We start from the raw sequence: 18,356 nt of genomic DNA, 5'->3' as shown, positions 1-18,356 counted from the left end.
CCGTCCGATGCCCTGCGCCGGGCGGCGTTACCGGGCTGGATGCACTTCTACAATCATCATCGACCCCACAGCTCAACCGGCGGCAAGCCGCCGGTCACCCGGCTGACCAACCTCCCCGGACATCACAGCTAGCGGGGCCCGGGCTTCCCGCGCCGGAACGTCGCCGGCGGGGAAGCCCGGACGCGCTCAGCGCCGGACGAGCTCGACGACCGGGATGAGCCGGTCAACGTTGGCCTGGTATTCGCCGAACTGCGGGCGCTTCTCGACGTTCTTGGCGTAGATCTCGTCCCGCTCGGGACCGGTGATCTCGGTCGCCCGGACGGGGAAGGTCTCGTCGCCGAGTTCGACGGTCACGTCGGGGTGGGCCAGCAAGTTGTAGTACCAGCCCGGGTTTTCCGGCAGGCCGGCCTTGCTGGCGAAGACGAACAGGCGCTCACCCTCGGCGTAGACCGCCAGCGGGGAGATGCGCTCGGTGCCGGACTTGGCCCCGAAGTGGTGCACCAGGATGAGGCTCTCACCGGCGAACCCACCGCTGAGCTCACCGCCGTTGGCGCGGTACTCGTCGATGACTTTGGCGTTGATCTCGTCGAAATCGGGCATGCCCGCCATGGTATCGGCTGACGACGGTCCGTGTTCGCCGCTCGCGGCCGGACGCGGCCCAAACGGCACGCTCGAAGTAGCCGGGCGGGCGTCCACTGGGGACGGTGCCGGCCCTCGCGGGGCGAGGGCCGGCCGTCGTGCTCGGCTCGCCGGCTCAGAACCAGTGCGCGCGGCCGCCGACCTTGCGCCCGGTCCCGCCGAGGATCGCCAAGGCCACGCCCGCGACCGCGAGCACGATGCCGATCGTGTACAGCACCGGGATGCCGATGACGAAGCCGAGGATGATCAGGATGACGCCGAGGATGATCACGGTGGAACTGCTCCTTCTTCCGAGAGGCCGGCACCCGGGGTTGGCGCCGGCTCGACCCGCGCCGGGGATGCCCGCGAAACCGGCTTCCCAAACACGTGTTCTCACTCGAAAGAATGGCGCGCGTCACTCAGCCCGCGCTGACCACCGACGACTGCGCCCCGGGCAAGCGCCACATTGAGGTTTTCTCAGTAGGGACGGGTGCGGGTGTGTGTTGCCCCCATGTGATCTCCTAGGGTGCCACCCTCGATGTGGCACGTGAACTGGCCCTGTTCGTCGACGGCGTGCTGCAAGCCGAACGCCAGGACCGCGGCACCCGCCGCAACCGACGAGCGTTGACCCCCTGCTACCAGGCAGTGCTGATCCTGCGCTGGTTCCGTGACGCCACCCCCGTCGACCGGCCCGCCACCGACAACGCCATCAGCGTCGCCACCGCCTACCGCTACCTGCACGAAGGCATCACCGCCTTGGCAGCACAAGCTCCCGACCTGCACCAGATCCTCACCGCCCGCCGCCGCGCCGGCGACACCCACCTGATCCTCGACGGCACCTTGATACCCGCCGACCGGATCGCGGCGACCACGATCAAAACCAAAGGCAAGAACCGGGGAGACACCGTGCACCTGTGGTACTCCGGCAAGCACCGCGCCTTCGGCGCCATCACCCAGGCCACCCTCGTGCTCACCCACCATGAACACCAACACCGCTTCTGAGAAAACCCCAATGTGGCGTTGGTTGCGCTGGACGCACCCAACGCCAGATTGGGGCGCTCGGCCCGACCTTCGTACAACCGCCGTGCGGCACCAGACACCCTCCGGACCAGGCCCTTACGCCGCGCGGGCCACCTCGTCGCCGCGGTAGGGGCCGGGCTTCGGGCGGGGCCTCCCGCCGGGCAAGGCCAGCCGGAGGATCGTCCGGTGGACCGTGCCGAGCTGGCGGGACAGCGGGCCCGTGTTGTACGGCAGGCCGTAGCGGCGGCAGATGTCCCGGACCCGCGGCGCGATCTCCGAGTAGCGGCTGCTGGGCATGTCCGGGAACAGGTGGTGCTCGACCTGGTAGCCGAGGTTGCCGCTCATCAGGTGGAACAGCGGGGAGCCGGTGATGTTCGCCGCGCCGACGAGCTGGCGGACGTACCAGCCGCCGCGGGTTTCGTCGCGGACCTCGTCCTGGCCGAACGTGTACGTCTGGTCGGGGAAGTGGCCGCAGAAGATGATCGAATGCGCCCACAGGTTGCGGATGATGTTCGCGGTGAAGTCCGCCCAGAACGTCGCGGCGAACGTGCCGCCGCCTTCCTTGCGGACGGCGGCGAGCTGGGCCCGCACGGCGCCCCGGAAACCGCGGCCGCGGGCCCGGTCCGCGAGCACCCGGCGCCGTGACCGGGGTTCGGGCCGCACGAGCCGTCCCACGGCGGTCGCGGCGAGCGCGCTCACCAGCGGCCAGCCGACGTAGTCCTTGAGGATCTGGTCGCGGGCCTTGCCCGAGATGCCCTTGATGTCGTGCCACACGTCCTTCAGCGGCTTCTCACCGGCGCGGATCGCTTCGACGTCGAGGTCGTGGACCGCCACGCCCCACTCGAAGAAGGCCATCAGAAGCAGGTTGTAGAACGGCTGCGCCAGGTACGCCGGGTGCCACTTCTGGTGCGGGTCGATGCGCATGATCTCGTAGCCGAGATCCTTGTCCTTGCCGCGGATGTTCGTGTACGTGTGGTGGATGTAGTTGTGCGAGTGCTTCCACGCCGCCGCGGTCGACGCCGTGTCCCAGTCCCAAGTGGACGAATGGATGTACGGGTCGTTCATCCAGTCCCACTGGCCGTGCAGGACGTTGTGCCCGATCTCCATGTTCTCCAGGATCTTCGCGACGGCCAGGCAGCCGGTGCCCGCCGCCCAGGCTGCTTTGGACCGGGAGCCGAGCAGCAGGGCGCGGCCGGCGACGGCGATCTGCCGGTGCAGCCGGATCACGCCCTTGATGTACCGGCGGTCGCGTTCGCCGAGGTCGGCGCGCACCTGGTCGTGGATGGCGTCGAACTCGCGGGCGAGTTCGTCGAGCTGGTCCGCGCTCAGGTGGGCGAACGGGTGGGTTGTCGAGGACATGGGTTCCCTTCTCGCTCAGAGTTCGACCGTGACCCGGCCTTCGGCACCGTGCACGCAGGTGCGCACGATCTCGTTGTGCTTCTCGCTGACGACGTTCGTGCGCAGGTCGCGGATGCGGCCCTCCCGGATCGGCAGGACGCACGTGTGGCACACCCCGACCCGGCAGCCGAAGGGCATGTCGACGCCCGCTTCCTCGCCGGCGACGAGGATCGGGGTGCCGGGCGGGCAGTCGGCGTCGAGGTTGCGGTGGGCGAAGCGCACCGACCCGCCGGCCCCCTCGGCACCTTCGCCACCGACGATCGGCTGGAACCGTTCGTGGTGCAGCCGCTCGACGTCGCCGTGGCGCTTCCAGTGCGCCTGCAGCGCGTCGAGGAGTTCGCCGGGGCCGCAGGCGTAGCACTCCCGCTCTCGCCAGTCCGGGCACAGGGTGTCCAGCTCGGCCGGGGCGAACCGCCCGTCCCGGCCGGTGACGCGCAGTTCGAGCCGGAAGCCGTCGTGCTCCTTCTCGAGCGCCTCCAGTTCTTCGCCGAAGATGACGCCGGTCGCGTCCCGTGCCGAATGGACGTGCACGACGTCGCGCAGCCCCGGGCCCGGCGCCAGGTGCCGCAGCATGCTCATGACCGGCGTGATGCCGCTGCCCGCCGTGACGAACAGCAGGCCGCGGTCGAGCCGCTCGGGCAGCGTGAACGCCCCTTCGACCTCGCCCAGCCGCACGAGCTCACCGGGCCGGGCCCGCTCGACCAGGTACGGCGAGACGACCCCGCCGTCGACCTTCTTGGGCGTGATCGAGATGAGCCCGTCCGCGCGGCCCGGGCTCGACGTCAGCGAGTACGCGCGCCAGTGGTGCACGCCGTCGATCACCACGCCCAGCCGCACGTACTGGCCGGGCCGGTGCCCGACCCAGTCGTAGCCCGGCCGGATCAGCACGGTGGCCGCGCCGCCCCGTTCGGGCTCGACCCGCTCGACGAGCCCACGCAGCTCCCGGGTCGACCACAGGGGGTTGATCAGTTCGAGGTAGTCGTCCGGCCGCAGGGGCGTGAAGAGCCACCGCAGCGCGCGCAACGCCCGGCGCCGCAGCGGCGACGCCGGGGGACGCATCCCCACTTCGGCCATCACGCACCACCCCGGGCGGGGGCTTCACCGGACAAGTCGAAGGTGACCATGCCGATTGAGTGTACAGGCGTGCACTCAACTTGCAGGCTGAACGTCCCGGCGGTGGGCTACGGGCGCGCCAAGACGGCCTTCGCGGCGGTGAGCTCCTGGTCCAGTTTCGTGCGGATCCCGGTGAAGTAGCTCGAGTGCTGCGCCACCGCCGCGGTCTGGAACCGCACTTCGGCGGCGTGCCAGGTGTCGACGAGCGCGCTCTTGTCCTTGCAGGTGACGTCGGCCGCCGCGGTCGTGGTCTCCGGCTTCGACGGACCGGCGGACCCGTCCGCCGACCACTTCGGGTCCGCCATCGCCGCGAGCGGGTCGGGGTAGTCGAGCCCGGCCTGGTGCATGCACGTGCGCCAGGAGTCCAGCGCCGCCGCGACCGGCGGCTGCTTGAGGGTGTCGTACAGCGACGAACGGCCGGTCTGCACCAGCAGGGCCTGGTCGGCGTTGCCGTCGGCGCCGAGGGCCTTGGCCGCCAGGGGCCCGCACCCGTTCTCGCTGAACGCGGCTTCCTTCGCGCCGTCGCTCAGGATGCGGTCCTGTTCGTCGTAGGCGCGCTCGAGGCTCACCGGGGTCAGCAGGCCGGCCGGCACGTGGTAGCCGAACTCGGCGATCTTCGCTTCCACGACGCCGTACCGGCGGCGGTTGCGCAGGTCCGGCGCATCGGCGGGGCGGTGGATCGGCTGCCACGCGTACCCCTTGACGCGCAGGCAGTCGGCGATCAGCACGTCTTCGGCGTCGGAGATCGTGTACAGCTCGGCGTCGGAGAACGAGTACGCGTCCAACGGCAACCGGAGCGCCTTGACCTGCTCGGTGGGCGCGAGCGGGTCGGTGGTCCGCGGGACCCCGGCGGGCGCGGGGGCACCGCAGCCCGCGAGGACGAGGGTGACGCAGACGAGCAAGGGCAACCGCGGCATCGGGATTTCCTGTTCTGCCGGAATTCAGCGGTCGGCGGGGTGGCCGGCGCACGGCCGGCCACCCCTTTGTGGTGCCGGTCAGATGCGTTTGAGCGAACTGGCCTTGTTCGAGAAGCCGTTGTTCCCGAAGTCCGAGTCGTAGGAGAACGCCTGCGCGGTGTAGGTGAGCGCGCCGCCGCAGCCGGGGAGGTCCCACAGCCGCACCTGGTGGTTGCGGTAGTTCCGCATGGAGTTGGCGTTGTTGGTGATCCCCGCCCCGAGGTTGGTGCAGGTCGTGGTCGGGGCGTACCGGTACTCGCCGTCGTGGTAGTCGTGCGTCTGGTATAGGCAGAACGTGCTGGCGGGGCAGTCGGCGAACGCGGGCCCCGCGGTGGCGAGGCCCACGAGCACCGGCTGGATGCCCACGATCAACGCGGCCGCGACGATTTTCCGTCTCATTTCGGTTCTCCATCTGTTCGGACTGGTTGTCGAGCGCTCTTCGGCGTTCCTCCATTTCGTTGCTGCGCCCCACCAGATTCGCTGCGGAAAACCACGTTGTTACTCGTCTCACCCACTTGGCCCGAGTGAATGTTTCGGCCGGAATACCTGGGTTGCTGCTGGGAAAAGCACCGACTTCGGCGACGACGTGGCGATTCCCGCGTGCGCGGTCACGGACCGGCGAGGCCGATCGGCACCGTCGCCGCCACCCCCTGGGCGTGGCGGCCGTCGAGGCGGTCCACCGACAGCGCCCACTCACCCGCCAACCGGGTCAGCTCCGCGGCCGCGTGGTCCAGCTCCGCGGTGCTCGCCGCCGCGAGGCGGAGGGTGGCTTCGGTGCGGGTGGGTGCCGTCGCGGTCGGGCGGTGGGCGGTGACGGCCACCGTGACCGCCGCGCGCGGGAGCTTCGCCGGCAGCCAGCGCAGCAGCTGGGGCGCCACCCCGGGCGGTAGCTCCGCCCAGCCGCCGAGCCGGAACGTCGCCTGCGCGATCTTGCCGCTGTGCCAGTACCGCCAGTCCTCGCGCACCTGCCCGCGGCCCGCGTTGACGTGCGCGAGCGAGGCCAGCGTGCCCAGCAGCTCCGGTTCGGTCAGGCCGTGGGCGGGCAGCCCGTCCCGGCGGAGCCGGCGCTGCACCCGCCGCACGGCGTTGCCGAGCGCTCGCTGGACGTCGGTGTCGTGCTGGACGTCGACCGTGCGCAGCGCCTGCAGTGCCAGCCACACCCTCGGCGGACGGTCCCGCGGGATCCCCGCGTGGTGGACGACCTGCGCCGCGACCGCCTCGGTCTGTTCGTGCGGCGGGGGGAGCAAGGTCTCCGGAGACGGCATCGCCGGGTCCCGCCCGGCCGTTTTCGGTTGCAGTACCACGGTGATCCCGGCCGCGCGGCTGAGCAGGAAGCCGGTGTCGCCGGTGGTCCCGGTCGCTTCGGGCGAGAGCAGCCGCAGCAGCTCGCGACCCGCCTCGGCCGGGCCGCGCAGGTCGCGGGTCCGGTTCCGCAGCAGGTAGTCCGAGCCCACCACCAGCCACGCGGACAGCCAGCGGCCGTGCACGCGGACCGTCGTCAGGGCCACGACCACCGCCGCCGGGATCGCCACGGCGACGAGCACCGGCCACGGCCGGGTCGCGGCCAGCACCAGCGCGACCAGGACGACCTGCCCGCAGACGATCCGCGCGGCGCCGAGCGCGCGCGGCCGTCCGGTGGGGCGGTGGTGCGCCGGCGGGGGAGTCCGCGGCGGGCTCGGCGGCGCCACGGGCGCCGGGACGCGCGCTGGGGACGACGGCTGCCGTGCCGCGGACAACGCGGCGAGCGCGGCCTCTCGTGCCGCCGCGCGGGAAGCCGCGTCCGCGCCGGCCGCCGCGCCGAACGCGGCCGGCCGGGTGGCCGCGGGGTGCGCGGGCGGTGGCGCGGGCGCGCCGCGGTACCCGTTCGCCCGAGCCGCGCCGGAATCCGTCATCGTGCCCCTCCTCCTGCCGGTCCGGGGGCCAGGTTCCCCGGTGGAGCTGAGGTTTCGATGACATCGGTGCGGGTCACGGCGTTTCATCGAAATTTCATGATCGGGCCCTAGCGTCGGGGCCATGTATGTCGACGTGGCCGGGGAGGGCACGGAGAAGAAGGGCCGCGGGCTGGGTGCCGCCGCGCGGACCCGGCTGGTGGTCGCGTTCCTGGTCGCCGGGTGCCTCGCGCTGATCGGGGTGGCCGTCGCCGGCCGCGCGCCGATGCCGTCGGACCTGGAGTACGTCCAGTCCGGGCACTGGGTGTACAGCGATGCACTCCAATCGGCGCTGCACGTCGACGGCGGCGCGGGCCAGGTCGACGCGCGGGCGGGGGTGCCCGCCGGGCCGGGCAGCCAGGTCGTGCAGGGCGGCCGGTCCGGCTACGTCGTCGACCGGTCGCGGATCAGCATGTTCGACAAGTCGACATTGGGTGTCGAGAGCGCGATCGCGCCGCCCGCCACCGAAACGCCGTCGGTGCTGGAGGTCGCGGGCGGGCCGTACCTGGTCTACCGCAACGCCGGCCGGATCGTCCGGCTCGGCGACCCGGTGGCCACCGTCGCGGCCGGCGGCCCGCTGTCCTCGCCCGTCGCGACCACCGACGGAACCCTGTGGGTGTACCGGATCGACACCGGCTCGGTGTGCGAACTGCCGCGCGGGGCCGCCACCCCGACCTGCCCGGCGCAGCTGCCCGCCGGGCACAGCGGGCTGCCGGCGCTCGTCGACGACCGGCCGGTGCTGCTGGACGTCACCGCGGACACGCTGAGCCCGGTGAGCAAGGACGGCCTGGGCGAGCCGGTCGCGATCGGCGTCAAGCTGCCCCCGACCGCCTTGGTGGCCGACACCTCGGTCGACGGGCGGCTGGCCGTCGCCGACCCGGACCGCAACCAGCTGCACCTGCTCGACACCGCCGGGCTCGGCAAAGACGGGCCGGCGGGCCACCCGGTTTCGGTCGACCTGCCCAAGGACGGCCGGTTCAGCGGCCCGGTCGCCACCGCGCACGTCGTCGCGCTGGTCGACGAGACCCGCAACGAGGTCCGGACCTACGACAGCCGGGGCTCGCTCAAGAGCACCAAGAAGGTTCCCGGCGCCGCCGGGCGGCCGCGGCTGGCCCACGGCCAGGACGACCGCGTCTACGTCGACAGCGCGGACGGCTCGCACGTCCTGGTCGTCGACGGCGAAAGCGGCTCGGTGGCCGACGTGGCCGTCGACGAGCAGGCGCGGCACCAGGCCGCCACCCCGCCGCCGGCTCCGCCGCAGCCGTCGGACACGGGTTCGGCGCCACCACCGCAACAGCAGCAGCAGCAACAACAGCAGCCGCCGTCCCGGCCCGCGCCGCCGCCGGTCGCGAGGGCGACGCCGCCGGGCGCGCCGCGCAACGTCAACGCGTCCGCCTCCGACGGCGCCATCAAGGTGACGTGGTCGGGCGCGGCGGACAACGGCGCGCGGATCACCGCGTACCACGTGTCCTGGCCGGGCGGGTCGACGACGGTCGCCGGCTCGGCGCGGCGCGCCACCGTGAGCGGGCTGGACAACGGGAAGTCCTACGTAGTCACGGTGTCCGCCGTGAACTCCGCGGGCACCGGCCCGGGCGCCAGTGCGAAGGCGGCGGTGCCGGGGCAGGCGGCCGGCGCGCCCGCGGTCACCCTGACCGCCGCGCTGGGCGGGAAGGTGTCGGCGAGCTGGTCCGCGCCGGACCTGCACGGAGCGGACCTGGTGCACTACCTGGTGAGCGCGACCGGTGCGGGGGAGCGCCAGGTTTCCGGGACGTCGGCGCAGTTCTCCGGGCTCACCGGGTCCGTCACGGTCACCGTCCGCGCGGTGACCAGGTACGGCTCGGGCGCCGCGCTCACCGGGAGCCCGGGCAAGAAGACGGTGCGCGTGCCCTCGGGCCCGCCGACGGTGAAGATCACCCACGTCCAGGGCCGGGGCGCGCCGGACCAGCAGATCATCGTCACCGTGACGGCGAACGGCAACGGCGCGGCCGCGACGTGCAAGGCGAGCGCGCTGGGTGGCTCGTCCCCGTCCGTTCCGTGCAGCGGTACCACGAACCTCACCATCTCGAACATCTACTGGGTCGGCGCGATCCCGGTCGACGTCACCATCACGACGTCGGCGGGCACCGGCTCTGACCACTTCCAGGGCACGCCCGCGTTCGTGGTCGTGCTCGGCCCGCTCGCGCTGCTGGGAACGCGCCGCCTGCTCAAGAAGACCGGAAAAACCGAGGCGAAGAAGGAAACGTGACCCCGACTCCCAAGGCCGCCTACGAGCTGATCGCGGAGAACGTCCAGACGGTCGTGCGCGGCAAGCCCGAACTCGTCCGCCTCGCCGTCGCCGCGCTGTTCGCCGAAGGGCACCTGCTCATCGAAGACGTGCCGGGCCTCGGCAAGACGACGCTCGCCCGCTGCCTGGCGCGCAGCGTCGGCGCGAGCTGGAACCGCATCCAGTTCACGCCGGACCTGCTGCCCGGCGACATCACCGGCGTGATGGTCTACCACCAGAACGCCGAGCGGTTCCAGTTCCACCCCGGCGGGATCTTCGCGAACGTCGTGCTGGCCGACGAAATCAACCGCGGCACGCCGAAGACGCAGTCCGCGCTGCTGGAGGTGATGGCCGAGCGGCGGGTGACGGTCGACGCGGTCAGCCAGGACGTGCCGCGGCCGTTCTTCGTGGTGGCCACGCAGAACCCGATCGAGCTGGAGGGCACCTACCGGCTGCCGGAGGCGCAGCTCGACCGGTTCCTGATGCGGCTTTCGGTCGGCTACCCGGACCACGACGCCGAAATGCGGGTCGTGATGGGGGACTGCGCCGGGGTGACGCCGGACGAGCTGCGGCCGGTGCTCGACCTCGCCGCCGTGCAGGCGGTGATCGCCGAGGTCCGGAAGTCCCACCTGGCCCCGGAAATCGTGTCCTACGCCGTCCGGCTGGCCACGGCGAGCCGGACGCACCCGGCCGTCCGCTACGGCGCCAGCCCGCGCGGCAGCATCGCGCTGATCCGCGCCGCGCAGGCGCTCGCGGCCACCCACGGCCGCGACTTCGTCACGCCCGACGACGTCAAGGACGTCACGCACCCGGTGCTCGGGCACCGGCTCGTGCTGACGCCGGACGCGGAGCTGAACCAGCGGCTCACCGCCGACGTCGTCGACGAACTGCTGGCCGAGACGCCCGCGCCGGCGGCCACGGCGGGGCGGTAGCGGTGCGGCTCACCCGCCGCGGGGTCTTCGTGCTCGCCGCCGCGGTCGTGCTGTACGCCGTGGGCGAGGCGGCCGGGTACGCGCTGTTCCGGGCGCTGGGCGGGATCGCGGCGGCCGCGGTGCTCGTGGCGGTGGCCGTCGTCCGGTTCCGGCCCGACGTCGAGGTCGAGCGCACCGTGCTGCCGGACCGGATCGAGCGCGGCGAACCCGCACTGGCCACGCTGACCGTCCGCAACACCGGCACGCGCCGGCACGGCGGCTTCGCGGCGGGCGACCGCACGGGTGCGGAGACGCACGGCGTGCGCGTGCGCCCGCTGGCGCCGGGCGCGTCGGCGACGTACCACTACGAGCTGCCCACCACCCGCCGCGGCCGGCTCGAGGTGGGCCCGCTGGTGCTCGACCGGCCCGACCTGTTCGCCCTCGCCCGCGGCGAGCGGGCGGTCGGCGGCACGGCGAGCCTGTGGGTGCACCCGCGGCGGCACGCGGTGCGCCCGGCGCGCGCCGGGCACCCGCGCCACCACCACGACGGGCCGATCACGGACCCGCCGTTGCGCGGCTCGGCGGACCTGCGCGCGGTCCGGCAGTACGTGATCGGCGACGAAGTCCGCCACCTGCACTGGAAAGCGTCGGCCCGAACCGGGCGGCTCATGGTGCGCGAGTACGCCGACCCGGCCCAGCTGCGCTGCACGGTCCTGCTCGACACCCGCCCGGCGGCACTGACGGCGGCCGCGTTCGAGGAAGCGGTCGAGGTGGCGGCGTCGCTGCTGTTCGCGTCGGCGACGGCGGGGCAGCACTGCCGGCTGATCACGCCGACCGGCACGGACACCCCGGTGGACAGCGGCCTGCGCGTGGCGAGGGTGGTGCTGGACGAGCTGTGCCTGGTGACGCAGGACGGCGCTGACGATGCCCCGCTGCTGCCGGCGTCGTTGGCGGCCGGGCGCCGTCCGGGCGGGGTCGTGGTGGTGGTGACGGGACCGGACGCGGATCTCGGCCCGGCCCGGCGCTGGCACCCGGACACGGTCATCCGCCTCGGCGCGCGGTCGGTTGCGGGGGCGGGGCAGATCTCGGCGGTGGACGCGGCGGATGCGGCGGCGCGGTGGAACGCGCTGATGACGGGGACAGCGTGACGGCACGACTGGATCGGGCCACGGGCGATCGCCGTGTGGCCGGACGGTGGAGCCGGGCGAAGCGGTCTGATGGTGGGGGCGTTGTGACGAGGGGAATTGCGGGCCGGGCGGTACAGCCCGGCGTCGCGGGCGGTCCCACGGTGGCGCGTAGGGGGCGCCGCCGTGGGAACGACCGCACCGATGTCGGGCGGGCTGCCGGGCGCGGGGCCGGGGGCGATCGGTCTGCCGGGCGCGAGGCCGGGGTCGGGTGGGGCGTCGGGCGCGGGGCCGGGGGCGATCGGTCTGCCGGGCGCGAGGCCGGGGTCGGGCGGGGCGTCGGGCGCGGGGCCGGGGGTGATCGGTCTGCTGGGCGCGAAGCCGGAGCCGGGTGGGCCGCCGGGCGTGGGTCCGGGGTCGGGTGGGCCGCCGGGCTCGGGGCCGGGGTCGATCGGCCGGCCGTCGCCGGGGTGCTCGGCTCCGCGGCGGTCGCGGGGCTGCTCTTCACCCCGGTCTTCGGCTTCACCGCGGTGCTCGTCCCGGTCCTCGTCGTCGTGGCGCTCGCCTACGCCTGCGCCGAACTCTGCGCCCGGTGGCCGAAAGCGGCGCCGTACCGCCCGCTCCTGGTGCTCGCCGTCGGGATTCTCGGGCTGGCCGAGGCGGTCGCGTTCCCGACCACCCTCGCGGGGCTGCCGACCGGGGAGACGCTGGCCGTCCTGGCCCGCGGCGCCACCGAAGGCTGGCTGCTCACCCTGCAATCCACCTGGCCGGCCCGGCCGGTCCCGGAGCAGCTGCTGTTCGTCCCGCTCGCGGTGCTGCTCGCCTCGACCGTCGGCCTGGAAGTCCTGCTGCGGCTGCGAAAGCCGCTTCTCGCGCTGCTCCCGGGTGTGCTGGTGGCCGCGCTTTCCCAGGCGTACCAACCCTTGTCCGGCCCGGTCGCGGTGGGGGCGGCCGTGCTCTACGCGGGTGCCGGCGCGCTGACCCTGTGGTCCCGTCCCGGCGGATCGAAGCCGGCCTGGCTCGTGGTGGTGACCGTCGCCGGGCTGCTCGCCGGGGCCGCGGCGCTGGGTGCGCTCGACCCGGCCGGGCGCGATCCCGTCCGGCTCACCGACCGGCAGATCGCGCCGCTCGCGCAGCACGGGCTCGGCAACCCGCTGGACGAGGTCGGCGACCGGCTCGCCCGGCCCGGCCCGGAAGTCTTCCGCTACCGCAGCGACGCGCCGGTCGACCGCTGGCGGCTGGCCGTCCTCGACGGCTTCGACGGCGCCAACTGGTCCACCGACCTGCGGCTGCGCCGGCTCGGGGAGCGCCTCGACAGCGCGTCCGGCGGCACCACGCGCACCGCCGACGTGCGGGTGACCGGGCTGCCGGGGCCGTGGCTGCCGAGCCAGCCGGTGCCGACCGGGGTGACCGGCGTCGACCCGCTCGTCGACCAGACGGCGGGCGCGCTGCTGCTCGACCCGCCCGGCCGGGACCCGCGGTACCGGCTCACGTGGTCGTCGCCCGACGTCGACGCGGCCCGGCTCGAGGGCGCGGAGGTCGACGCGAAGGCCGAAGGCGGACTCGGTGAGCTCGGCCAGGTGCCCCCGGACGTCGAGCAGCTGGCCCGGGACGCCGTGCGCGGCTTGCGCCCGACGTTCCAGTCGGCGTTGCAGCTCGAACGGTTCCTCAGCACGCACTACCAGGTCGCCGTCGGTGCCGAACTGCCGACCGGGCACGGCTGGCCGCAGCTGCGGCGGTTCCTGCTCGACACTCGGCGGGGGACGAGCGAGCAGTTCGCCGCGGCCTACGTCGCCCTCGCGCGGCTGACCGGCATCCCGGCGCGGCTGGTGGCCGGGTTCGGCGGATCGTCCGAAGTGGACGGTGACTTCCGGGTCGTGCGCAACCGGGACGTGCTGGCGTGGCCCGAGGTGGCCGTCGCCGGCGTCGGCTGGGTGCCGCTCGACCCGACGGCCGCGGCGGCCAAGACCGGCCAGCAGACCGGTCTCGCGAAGGCGACCGCGCTGGCTCGCCGCCAGCTGCCACCGGAGCAGTCGCTGCAGCCGCCGCAGCTGCCACCGGGACACCAGGAGGCCGACGACGACCCGGTGGCCACCGGCGGTTCGCTCCGCTGGGATCTGGTGGCGGCGATCGCCGTGGGCGCGCTGCTCGTCTGCTGGCTGTGGGGAGTGCCGCTGGCGAAGGGGATCCGCACCCGCCGCCGTCGCCGCTCGGCGGGTGCGGACGGCGTCCTCGGCGCGTGGGCGGAGGCCCGCGACCGCCTGCGCGCGGACGGCGTGCCCTACCGCGTCGGCATGACCCCGCGCGACCTCGCCGAGCTGGCGGGCGAAGGCACGAAGGAGCCGATCACGCGGCTGGGCAAGGTGCTCGACATGGCGCTCTGGTCCGGGGTTCCGGTGACGGAAGGCGCGGTGCGGAGGGCGTGGCAGGAGGTGGGCGAGCTGCGCCGGAGCCTGGCGACGCGGCCGTGGACGACCCGCCTGCGCTCGGCACTGGACCCGCGCACGCTGCTACCCCCGGCCCGGCGCCGCTGACACCGCGGTCCGGGCTCGGGGCCGGCCGGTCACGAGGTGCAGCGGCCGCCGCGGATCGGGACCGGGGTGGTCGTGTACACGTTCTTGCCGTCGGTCGCCCGGATCTGGAAGCAGTAGCGGCGGGCCGGGTCGATCGGGACCTCCATCGCGCGCTGGCGGTGGGCGACCAGGACCATCGTGTCGATGCGCTCGCCCGCCACCACCACGGCGAAGTCGAGGTCGCCGTCAGCCTGCCAGGTCAGGCGGACGTGGTCGCCGAGGTCGGCCGGGCTGTCCAGCGCGAGGTGGACGTCGGGGACCGGGCCGGTCGTGGTGTTCGCGGGCTGCGCGGCCGGTGCCGCCGGGAGGGCGTGGCCGGTCACCTCGGCCGGGCCGGTGAAGAACGGCAGCACGGCCAGGCCCGCGACGACGACGCCCGCGCCCGCCGACACCACCGCCCGGCGCCGGGACGGCGAACCGGTGGGCTCGGCCGGGCCGCCGAACGTGCGGATCAGCGTGCGCCCGCCCGGGGCCGGCGCCGCCGGGGCGGGCGGGGGGACCTCGGCGAAGTCGTCGAACTCGACGTCGGCCGCGACCGGCTCGGCCTCGGCGGGCTCGGGCCGCGCGGGTTCCTCGGCCGGAACCGGTGGTGTGCCGCCGTTCCGGACGTTCTCCAGCAGCGCCACGACGGCCGCCGCGTCCGCCGGGCGGTCGGCCGGATCCTTGGCCAGCAACCGGGTGACCACATCGGACAGTCCGGGTGGGACGTCGCCGGGGAGCGGGGCGGGCGGTTCCCGCAGCACCCGCAGGATCAGCTCGCCGTGCCGTTGCCCGGTCCGGCGCGGGAACGGCGGGGTCCCGGTCAGTGCGCCGTACAGCACCGCGCCCAGCCCGTAGAGGTCGGACGCGGCCGAAAGCGTGTCGTCGCGCAGGGTTTCCGGCGCGGTGTACTCCACGGCGTGCGCCGGGTCGCGCGGGAACCGGCGGCGCAGCGTCTGCCCGAAGTCGGCGAGGACGAACTCGCCCGAAGCGCGGTAGAGCACGTTGTCCGGGGTCACGCCGCCGTGCCGGACGCCGGCGCCGTGGGCCGCGGCCAGCGCCGACGCGATCGCCGTGCCCAGCGCCAGCACCGCGTCGGCGGGCAGGCGGACGCCGGACGCGAGCAGCGCGCCCAGCGAACCGCGGCACAGCTCCATCCGGACGCCCGCGCGGCCACCGGGGTAGTCGACCACGCCCAGCGGCGGCAGGATCGACGGCTCCGGCCCGGTGGCGGCCAGCGCTTTGCGCTCGCGCTCCAGCCCGGCCAGGGTTTCGCGGTCGAACGGGCCCGGGAACACCTTGACCGCTTCGCCGGTGGCCCGGACGGCGTAGACCGTGGCGATCGGGCCGTCGGCGAGCAGGTCGACGGCGGCGTGCTCGATGCTCATGCCGCCATTCTCCCGCACGAAAGCCGTGCGGTGGGCCGTTTCGCGCGGCCGGTTCCGGCCGTCGTCACCCATTCGCGCGCGCGGTGGCCGAGGCTTTTCCCATGCAGACCGCCGGCCTCGTCAGGCTCACCGTCGCCACCCCGCACCGGCGCATCGACATCGCGCTGCCGGAACACGCCGCTGTGGCGGAAATCCTGCCCGGGCTGCTCGCCCGCGCGGGCGAAGGGCTCGCCGACGATGGTGTCCCCGGCGGCGGCTGGTCGTTGCACCGGGCCGACGGGACGGCGTTCGACCTCGACCGGACCCTCGGCGCGCACCGGGTGCGCGACGGCGAGATCCTGCACCTGACCCCGCGGCGGACGGACTGGCCCGAGCTGGAGTACGACGACCTGGTCGACGCGATCGCCACCGGCTCCGGCCACACCGGCCGGGCCTGGGGCCCGCGGCACACCCGGGTGGCCGGCCTGGCCGCCGGTGCCGCGGCCCTGCTGCTCGGGCTGGTCGCCGTGCTGCGCGCCGGGCCGCCGTGGCCGGGACCCGCGCTGTGGGCGCTGACCGCGGCCGCCCTGCTGCTGACCGCCGGGGTGGTGCTCGCGCGTGCGATGCGGGACGCCGGCGCCGGGGCGGTGCTCGCCGCGGCCGCGCTGCCGTACGCGTTCGCCGGCGGCGGCCTGGTGCTGGCCGGCGGCGCCCCGATCACGGACCTGTCCGCCGGGCACCTCGTGCTCGCGGGCGCGGCGCTGCTGGCCGCCGCGCTGGCGGGCCGCCTCGGCGTGGCCGCGGCCCCGGCGGTGTTCACGGCGGCGGCCACAGCCGGATTGCTTGCCGTGCTCGGTGGCTGGCTGGCGACGCTCGACGACCTCGCCGGGTACCGCGCGGCGGCGGTGCTCGGCGGTGGCCTGCTCGCGCTGTCCGGCGCGTTCGCCCCGCTGGCCCTGCGCCTCGCCCGCGTCCCGATGCCGGTGCTGCCGCGCAGCACGGCCGACCTGGTCCGCGACGACCCGCAGCCGCCGCTCCCGCTCGTGCACAGCGCCGTGGCCCGCGCGGACGGCCTCCTCACCGGCCTGCTGGCCGGGACGTCGGCGGTCGTGTCGTACTGCCAGGTCGTGCTCGTCCGCGCCGGCGGCACCGCGTCGATCGTGCTGGTTTCGCTGCTGGCACTGGGGTTCCTGCTGCGGGCGCGGCTGTACCCGATCGTGCGGCAACGGGTTCCGCTGCTGCTGGCGGGAACGGCCGGCGTCGGCTGCCTCGCGCTCGGCCCGCTGATGACCGGCGGCGCGTTGGTGCCGGCCGGGCCGCTGGCGTTCGCCGTGGCGGCCGGCGCGACCGCCGCCGGGGTCCTGCTGAGCACCCGGCGCGCGAACCCGTACCTCGGCCGGTTCGCCGAGTACGCCGAAATCCTGCTGATGGTCGCGATCGTGCCGGTGGTGTGCTGGGTGCTCGACCTGTACACCGTCGTGCGCGGGCTGGGGGGCTGACACCGTGGCGTCCAAAAGGGACCAGCTGCAGGCGTACCAGTTCCTCGTGCAGCGGGCGACGTCCGCGCTCGTCACGCGCGAGACCGATCCGGAGCAGCCGCCGTTCCGGCGCACCGGGAGCGCGACGTTCGCCGGGGTCGCGCTCGGCATCGTGTCGCTGGCCGGCGCCGGCGTGTACGGGCTGGTCGTGCCGGGCGGGAACACGGCCTGGCGCCAGGATTCCGCGGTGATCGTGGAGAAGGAGACCGGCACCCGGTACGTCTACCTCGACGGGCGGCTGCACCCGGTGGCCAACTACGCGTCCGCGCTGCTGCTGCTCGGCGACCACAAGGCCACCGAGCAGGTGTCGCGGGAATCGCTGGCCGGCGTCCCGCGCGGGCCGCGGCTCGGCATCCCCGACGCACCCGACGCGCTGCCCGCCCCCGACCGGCTGCTGACCGGCTCGTGGTCGCTGTGCTCGGCGCCCGCGAGCGACCTGGCGGGCACCCGGATCGAGGAGTCGGTGCTGCTGGCCGGCGCGGCCCCGGCCGGCGGCGCGCAGCTGGGCGACCAGGCGCTGCTGGTGGAGCTGGTGACGAACGGGGACCGCTACCTGGTCTGGCACGGGCACCGGCACCGGATCGAGGACTACGCCGCGGTCGGCACCGGCCTCGCGCTGACCGCCGAGCCGTGGGCCCGGGTCGGCCGGCCGTGGCTGGACGTCCTGCCGGAAGGCGCGCCGATCGGCCCGATCCCGGTGGCGCGGCCGGGCGAACCGTCGAGCGCCGTCCCGGGCCGCACCGACCTGCGCGCGGGGATGCTGCTGGTGGTCCGCCCGTCCGGTGGCGGCGAGCAGTACTACCTGGCCGAGCGGGACGTCCTGCGCCCGATTTCGGTGCTGCAGTACGACATCCAGCGCGCGGCCGCCCAGACGCCGGCCGCCTATCCCGGCGGCGACCCGGTAGCGGTCACGCTCCCGCCGTCGCTGGCCACGACGTCCCACCGCCTCGACCCGGCCGACGACGCCGAGGGCGCGGCCCCGCCGGTCCGCCCGCCGATCGCGCGCCTGCAGGACCGCGAAGCGACGGTGTGCGCGACCTTCCAGCCGGGTGCTTCGTCGCCCGGCCTGCGGGTCGACCCGGTCTTGCCCCCGGCGGACGCGCTGTCGGCCACTGCCCGCCGCTCGCCGGCCGGAACCCCACTGGCCGACCGGGTGTACGTGCCCCCGGGCAGCGCGGCGGTGGTCGAAGCGATGCCGTCGGCGCAGGCGCCCTCGGGAACGCTGACCCTGGTGACGGACATGGGCCGCCGGTACTCGCTGGCGGCACCGGAGGTGCTGAAGATGCTGGGCTACCCGGCGGATCGCGTGCTGCGGTTGCCGGCGGGGTTGGTGGCGCGGTTGCCGGAGGGCCCGGGCCTGGACCCGGCCGCGGCTCGCAATCAGGCCGTGGGCGGCTGACGGGCGTTGGACGGCCGATTCGCGGCTACCCGGCGGATCGCGTGCTGCGGTTGCCGGCGGGGTTGGTGGTGCGGCTGCCGGAGGGCCCGGGCCTGGACCCGGCCGCGGCTCGCAACCAGGCCGTCGGCGGCTGACGGGCGTCAGACGGCCGAACTGCGGCTACCCGGCG

Annotated in this window: 16 protein-coding genes; 8 read left to right on the top strand and 8 right to left on the bottom strand. The window is 74.5% G+C overall.

Annotated elements, in window-relative coordinates; translation table 11 throughout:
* Positions 1 to 132 (top strand): integrase core domain-containing protein (locus tag ACLJQM_RS38505; RefSeq protein ID WP_410635276.1); only part of this gene is annotated, 132 nt, incomplete at its 5' end.
* A 54-nt stretch (positions 133 to 186) separates the two neighbouring features.
* On the opposite strand, the gene ACLJQM_RS38500 is transcribed toward ACLJQM_RS38505, so the two are convergent.
* Entirely contained in the window at positions 187 to 600 is a 414-nt protein-coding gene (locus ACLJQM_RS38500) for a nitroreductase/quinone reductase family protein (protein ID WP_410635271.1), read from the bottom strand.
* Positions 601 to 754: 154 nt separating this feature from the next.
* The gene (locus ACLJQM_RS38495) at positions 755 to 910 is read right to left on the bottom strand and encodes a hypothetical protein (protein ID WP_247022631.1); all 156 of its coding nucleotides are present in this window, start codon (positions 908 to 910) and stop codon (positions 755 to 757) included.
* Between the two features lie 281 nt (positions 911 to 1,191).
* Here ACLJQM_RS38495 and ACLJQM_RS38490 point away from each other — a divergent pair, with 281 nt between their 5' ends.
* Positions 1,192 to 1,620 (top strand): hypothetical protein, encoded by a 429-nt coding sequence (locus ACLJQM_RS38490; protein WP_410635270.1) that lies wholly within the window; start codon positions 1,192 to 1,194, stop codon positions 1,618 to 1,620.
* A gap of 114 nt (positions 1,621 to 1,734) precedes the next feature.
* Here the strand turns inward: ACLJQM_RS38490 and ACLJQM_RS38485 are convergent, their stop codons facing one another.
* The 5 genes from ACLJQM_RS38485 to ACLJQM_RS38465 form a co-directional block, all read right to left on the bottom strand.
* Positions 1,735 to 2,997: a fatty acid desaturase family protein gene (locus ACLJQM_RS38485; RefSeq protein ID WP_410635268.1), complete on the bottom strand. Its 1,263-nt coding sequence runs from the start codon at positions 2,995 to 2,997 to the stop codon at positions 1,735 to 1,737.
* A 15-nt stretch (positions 2,998 to 3,012) separates the two neighbouring features.
* Complete coding sequence (locus ACLJQM_RS38480) at positions 3,013 to 4,110, bottom strand: ferredoxin reductase (protein WP_410635266.1); 1,098 nt, start codon at positions 4,108 to 4,110, stop codon at positions 3,013 to 3,015.
* 107 nt (positions 4,111 to 4,217) lie between these two features.
* Positions 4,218 to 5,066 (bottom strand): hypothetical protein, encoded by an 849-nt coding sequence (locus ACLJQM_RS38475; protein WP_410635264.1) that lies wholly within the window; start codon positions 5,064 to 5,066, stop codon positions 4,218 to 4,220.
* Positions 5,067 to 5,144: 78 nt separating this feature from the next.
* The gene (locus ACLJQM_RS38470) at positions 5,145 to 5,504 is read right to left on the bottom strand and encodes a peptidase inhibitor family I36 protein (RefSeq protein ID WP_247022635.1); all 360 of its coding nucleotides are present in this window, start codon (positions 5,502 to 5,504) and stop codon (positions 5,145 to 5,147) included.
* Between the two features lie 209 nt (positions 5,505 to 5,713).
* Complete coding sequence (locus ACLJQM_RS38465) at positions 5,714 to 6,997, bottom strand: type VII secretion protein EccE (RefSeq protein WP_410635263.1); 1,284 nt, start codon at positions 6,995 to 6,997, stop codon at positions 5,714 to 5,716.
* Positions 6,998 to 7,118: 121 nt separating this feature from the next.
* Between ACLJQM_RS38465 and ACLJQM_RS38460 the strand changes: the two genes are divergently transcribed.
* The 4 genes from ACLJQM_RS38460 (at position 7,119) to ACLJQM_RS38445 (ending at position 13,865) form a co-directional block, all read left to right on the top strand.
* A complete protein-coding gene (locus ACLJQM_RS38460; protein WP_410635261.1) occupies positions 7,119 to 9,278 on the top strand; it encodes a fibronectin type III domain-containing protein in 2,160 nt (719 codons plus the stop codon).
* Positions 9,275 to 10,228: an AAA family ATPase gene (locus ACLJQM_RS38455; protein ID WP_360776683.1), complete on the top strand. Its 954-nt coding sequence runs from the start codon at positions 9,275 to 9,277 to the stop codon at positions 10,226 to 10,228. The genes ACLJQM_RS38460 and ACLJQM_RS38455 overlap by 4 nt, the downstream gene beginning before the upstream one ends.
* A gap of 2 nt (positions 10,229 to 10,230) precedes the next feature.
* Complete coding sequence (locus ACLJQM_RS38450; protein WP_410635259.1) at positions 10,231 to 11,355, top strand: DUF58 domain-containing protein; 1,125 nt, start codon at positions 10,231 to 10,233, stop codon at positions 11,353 to 11,355.
* Positions 11,356 to 11,801: 446 nt separating this feature from the next.
* On the top strand, positions 11,802 to 13,865 hold the full coding sequence (locus ACLJQM_RS38445) for a DUF3488 and DUF4129 domain-containing transglutaminase family protein (RefSeq protein ID WP_410635258.1): 2,064 nt from the start codon (positions 11,802 to 11,804) through the stop codon (positions 13,863 to 13,865).
* A gap of 29 nt (positions 13,866 to 13,894) precedes the next feature.
* On the opposite strand, the gene ACLJQM_RS38440 is transcribed toward ACLJQM_RS38445, so the two are convergent.
* Complete coding sequence (locus ACLJQM_RS38440) at positions 13,895 to 15,271, bottom strand: serine/threonine protein kinase (protein ID WP_410635256.1); 1,377 nt, start codon at positions 15,269 to 15,271, stop codon at positions 13,895 to 13,897.
* A gap of 101 nt (positions 15,272 to 15,372) precedes the next feature.
* Here ACLJQM_RS38440 and eccD point away from each other — a divergent pair, with 101 nt between their 5' ends.
* Positions 15,373 to 16,749 carry a type VII secretion integral membrane protein EccD gene (gene eccD, locus ACLJQM_RS38435; RefSeq protein ID WP_410635255.1) on the top strand — a complete coding sequence of 459 codons (1,377 nt, stop codon included), beginning with the start codon at positions 15,373 to 15,375 and terminating at the stop codon, positions 16,747 to 16,749.
* Positions 16,750 to 16,753: 4 nt separating this feature from the next.
* Complete coding sequence (eccB, locus tag ACLJQM_RS38430) at positions 16,754 to 18,187, top strand: type VII secretion protein EccB (protein WP_410635254.1); 1,434 nt, start codon at positions 16,754 to 16,756, stop codon at positions 18,185 to 18,187.
* Positions 18,188 to 18,356: the final 169 nt, after the last annotated feature.

The sequence above is a fragment of the Amycolatopsis sp. cmx-4-83 genome (genome assembly GCF_046548815.1).
Taxonomy (GTDB): domain Bacteria; phylum Actinomycetota; class Actinomycetes; order Mycobacteriales; family Pseudonocardiaceae; genus Amycolatopsis; species Amycolatopsis pretoriensis_A.
The sequence above is the reverse complement of the archived record's forward strand: the minus strand, read 5'-3'. Positions and strand labels throughout refer to the sequence as shown.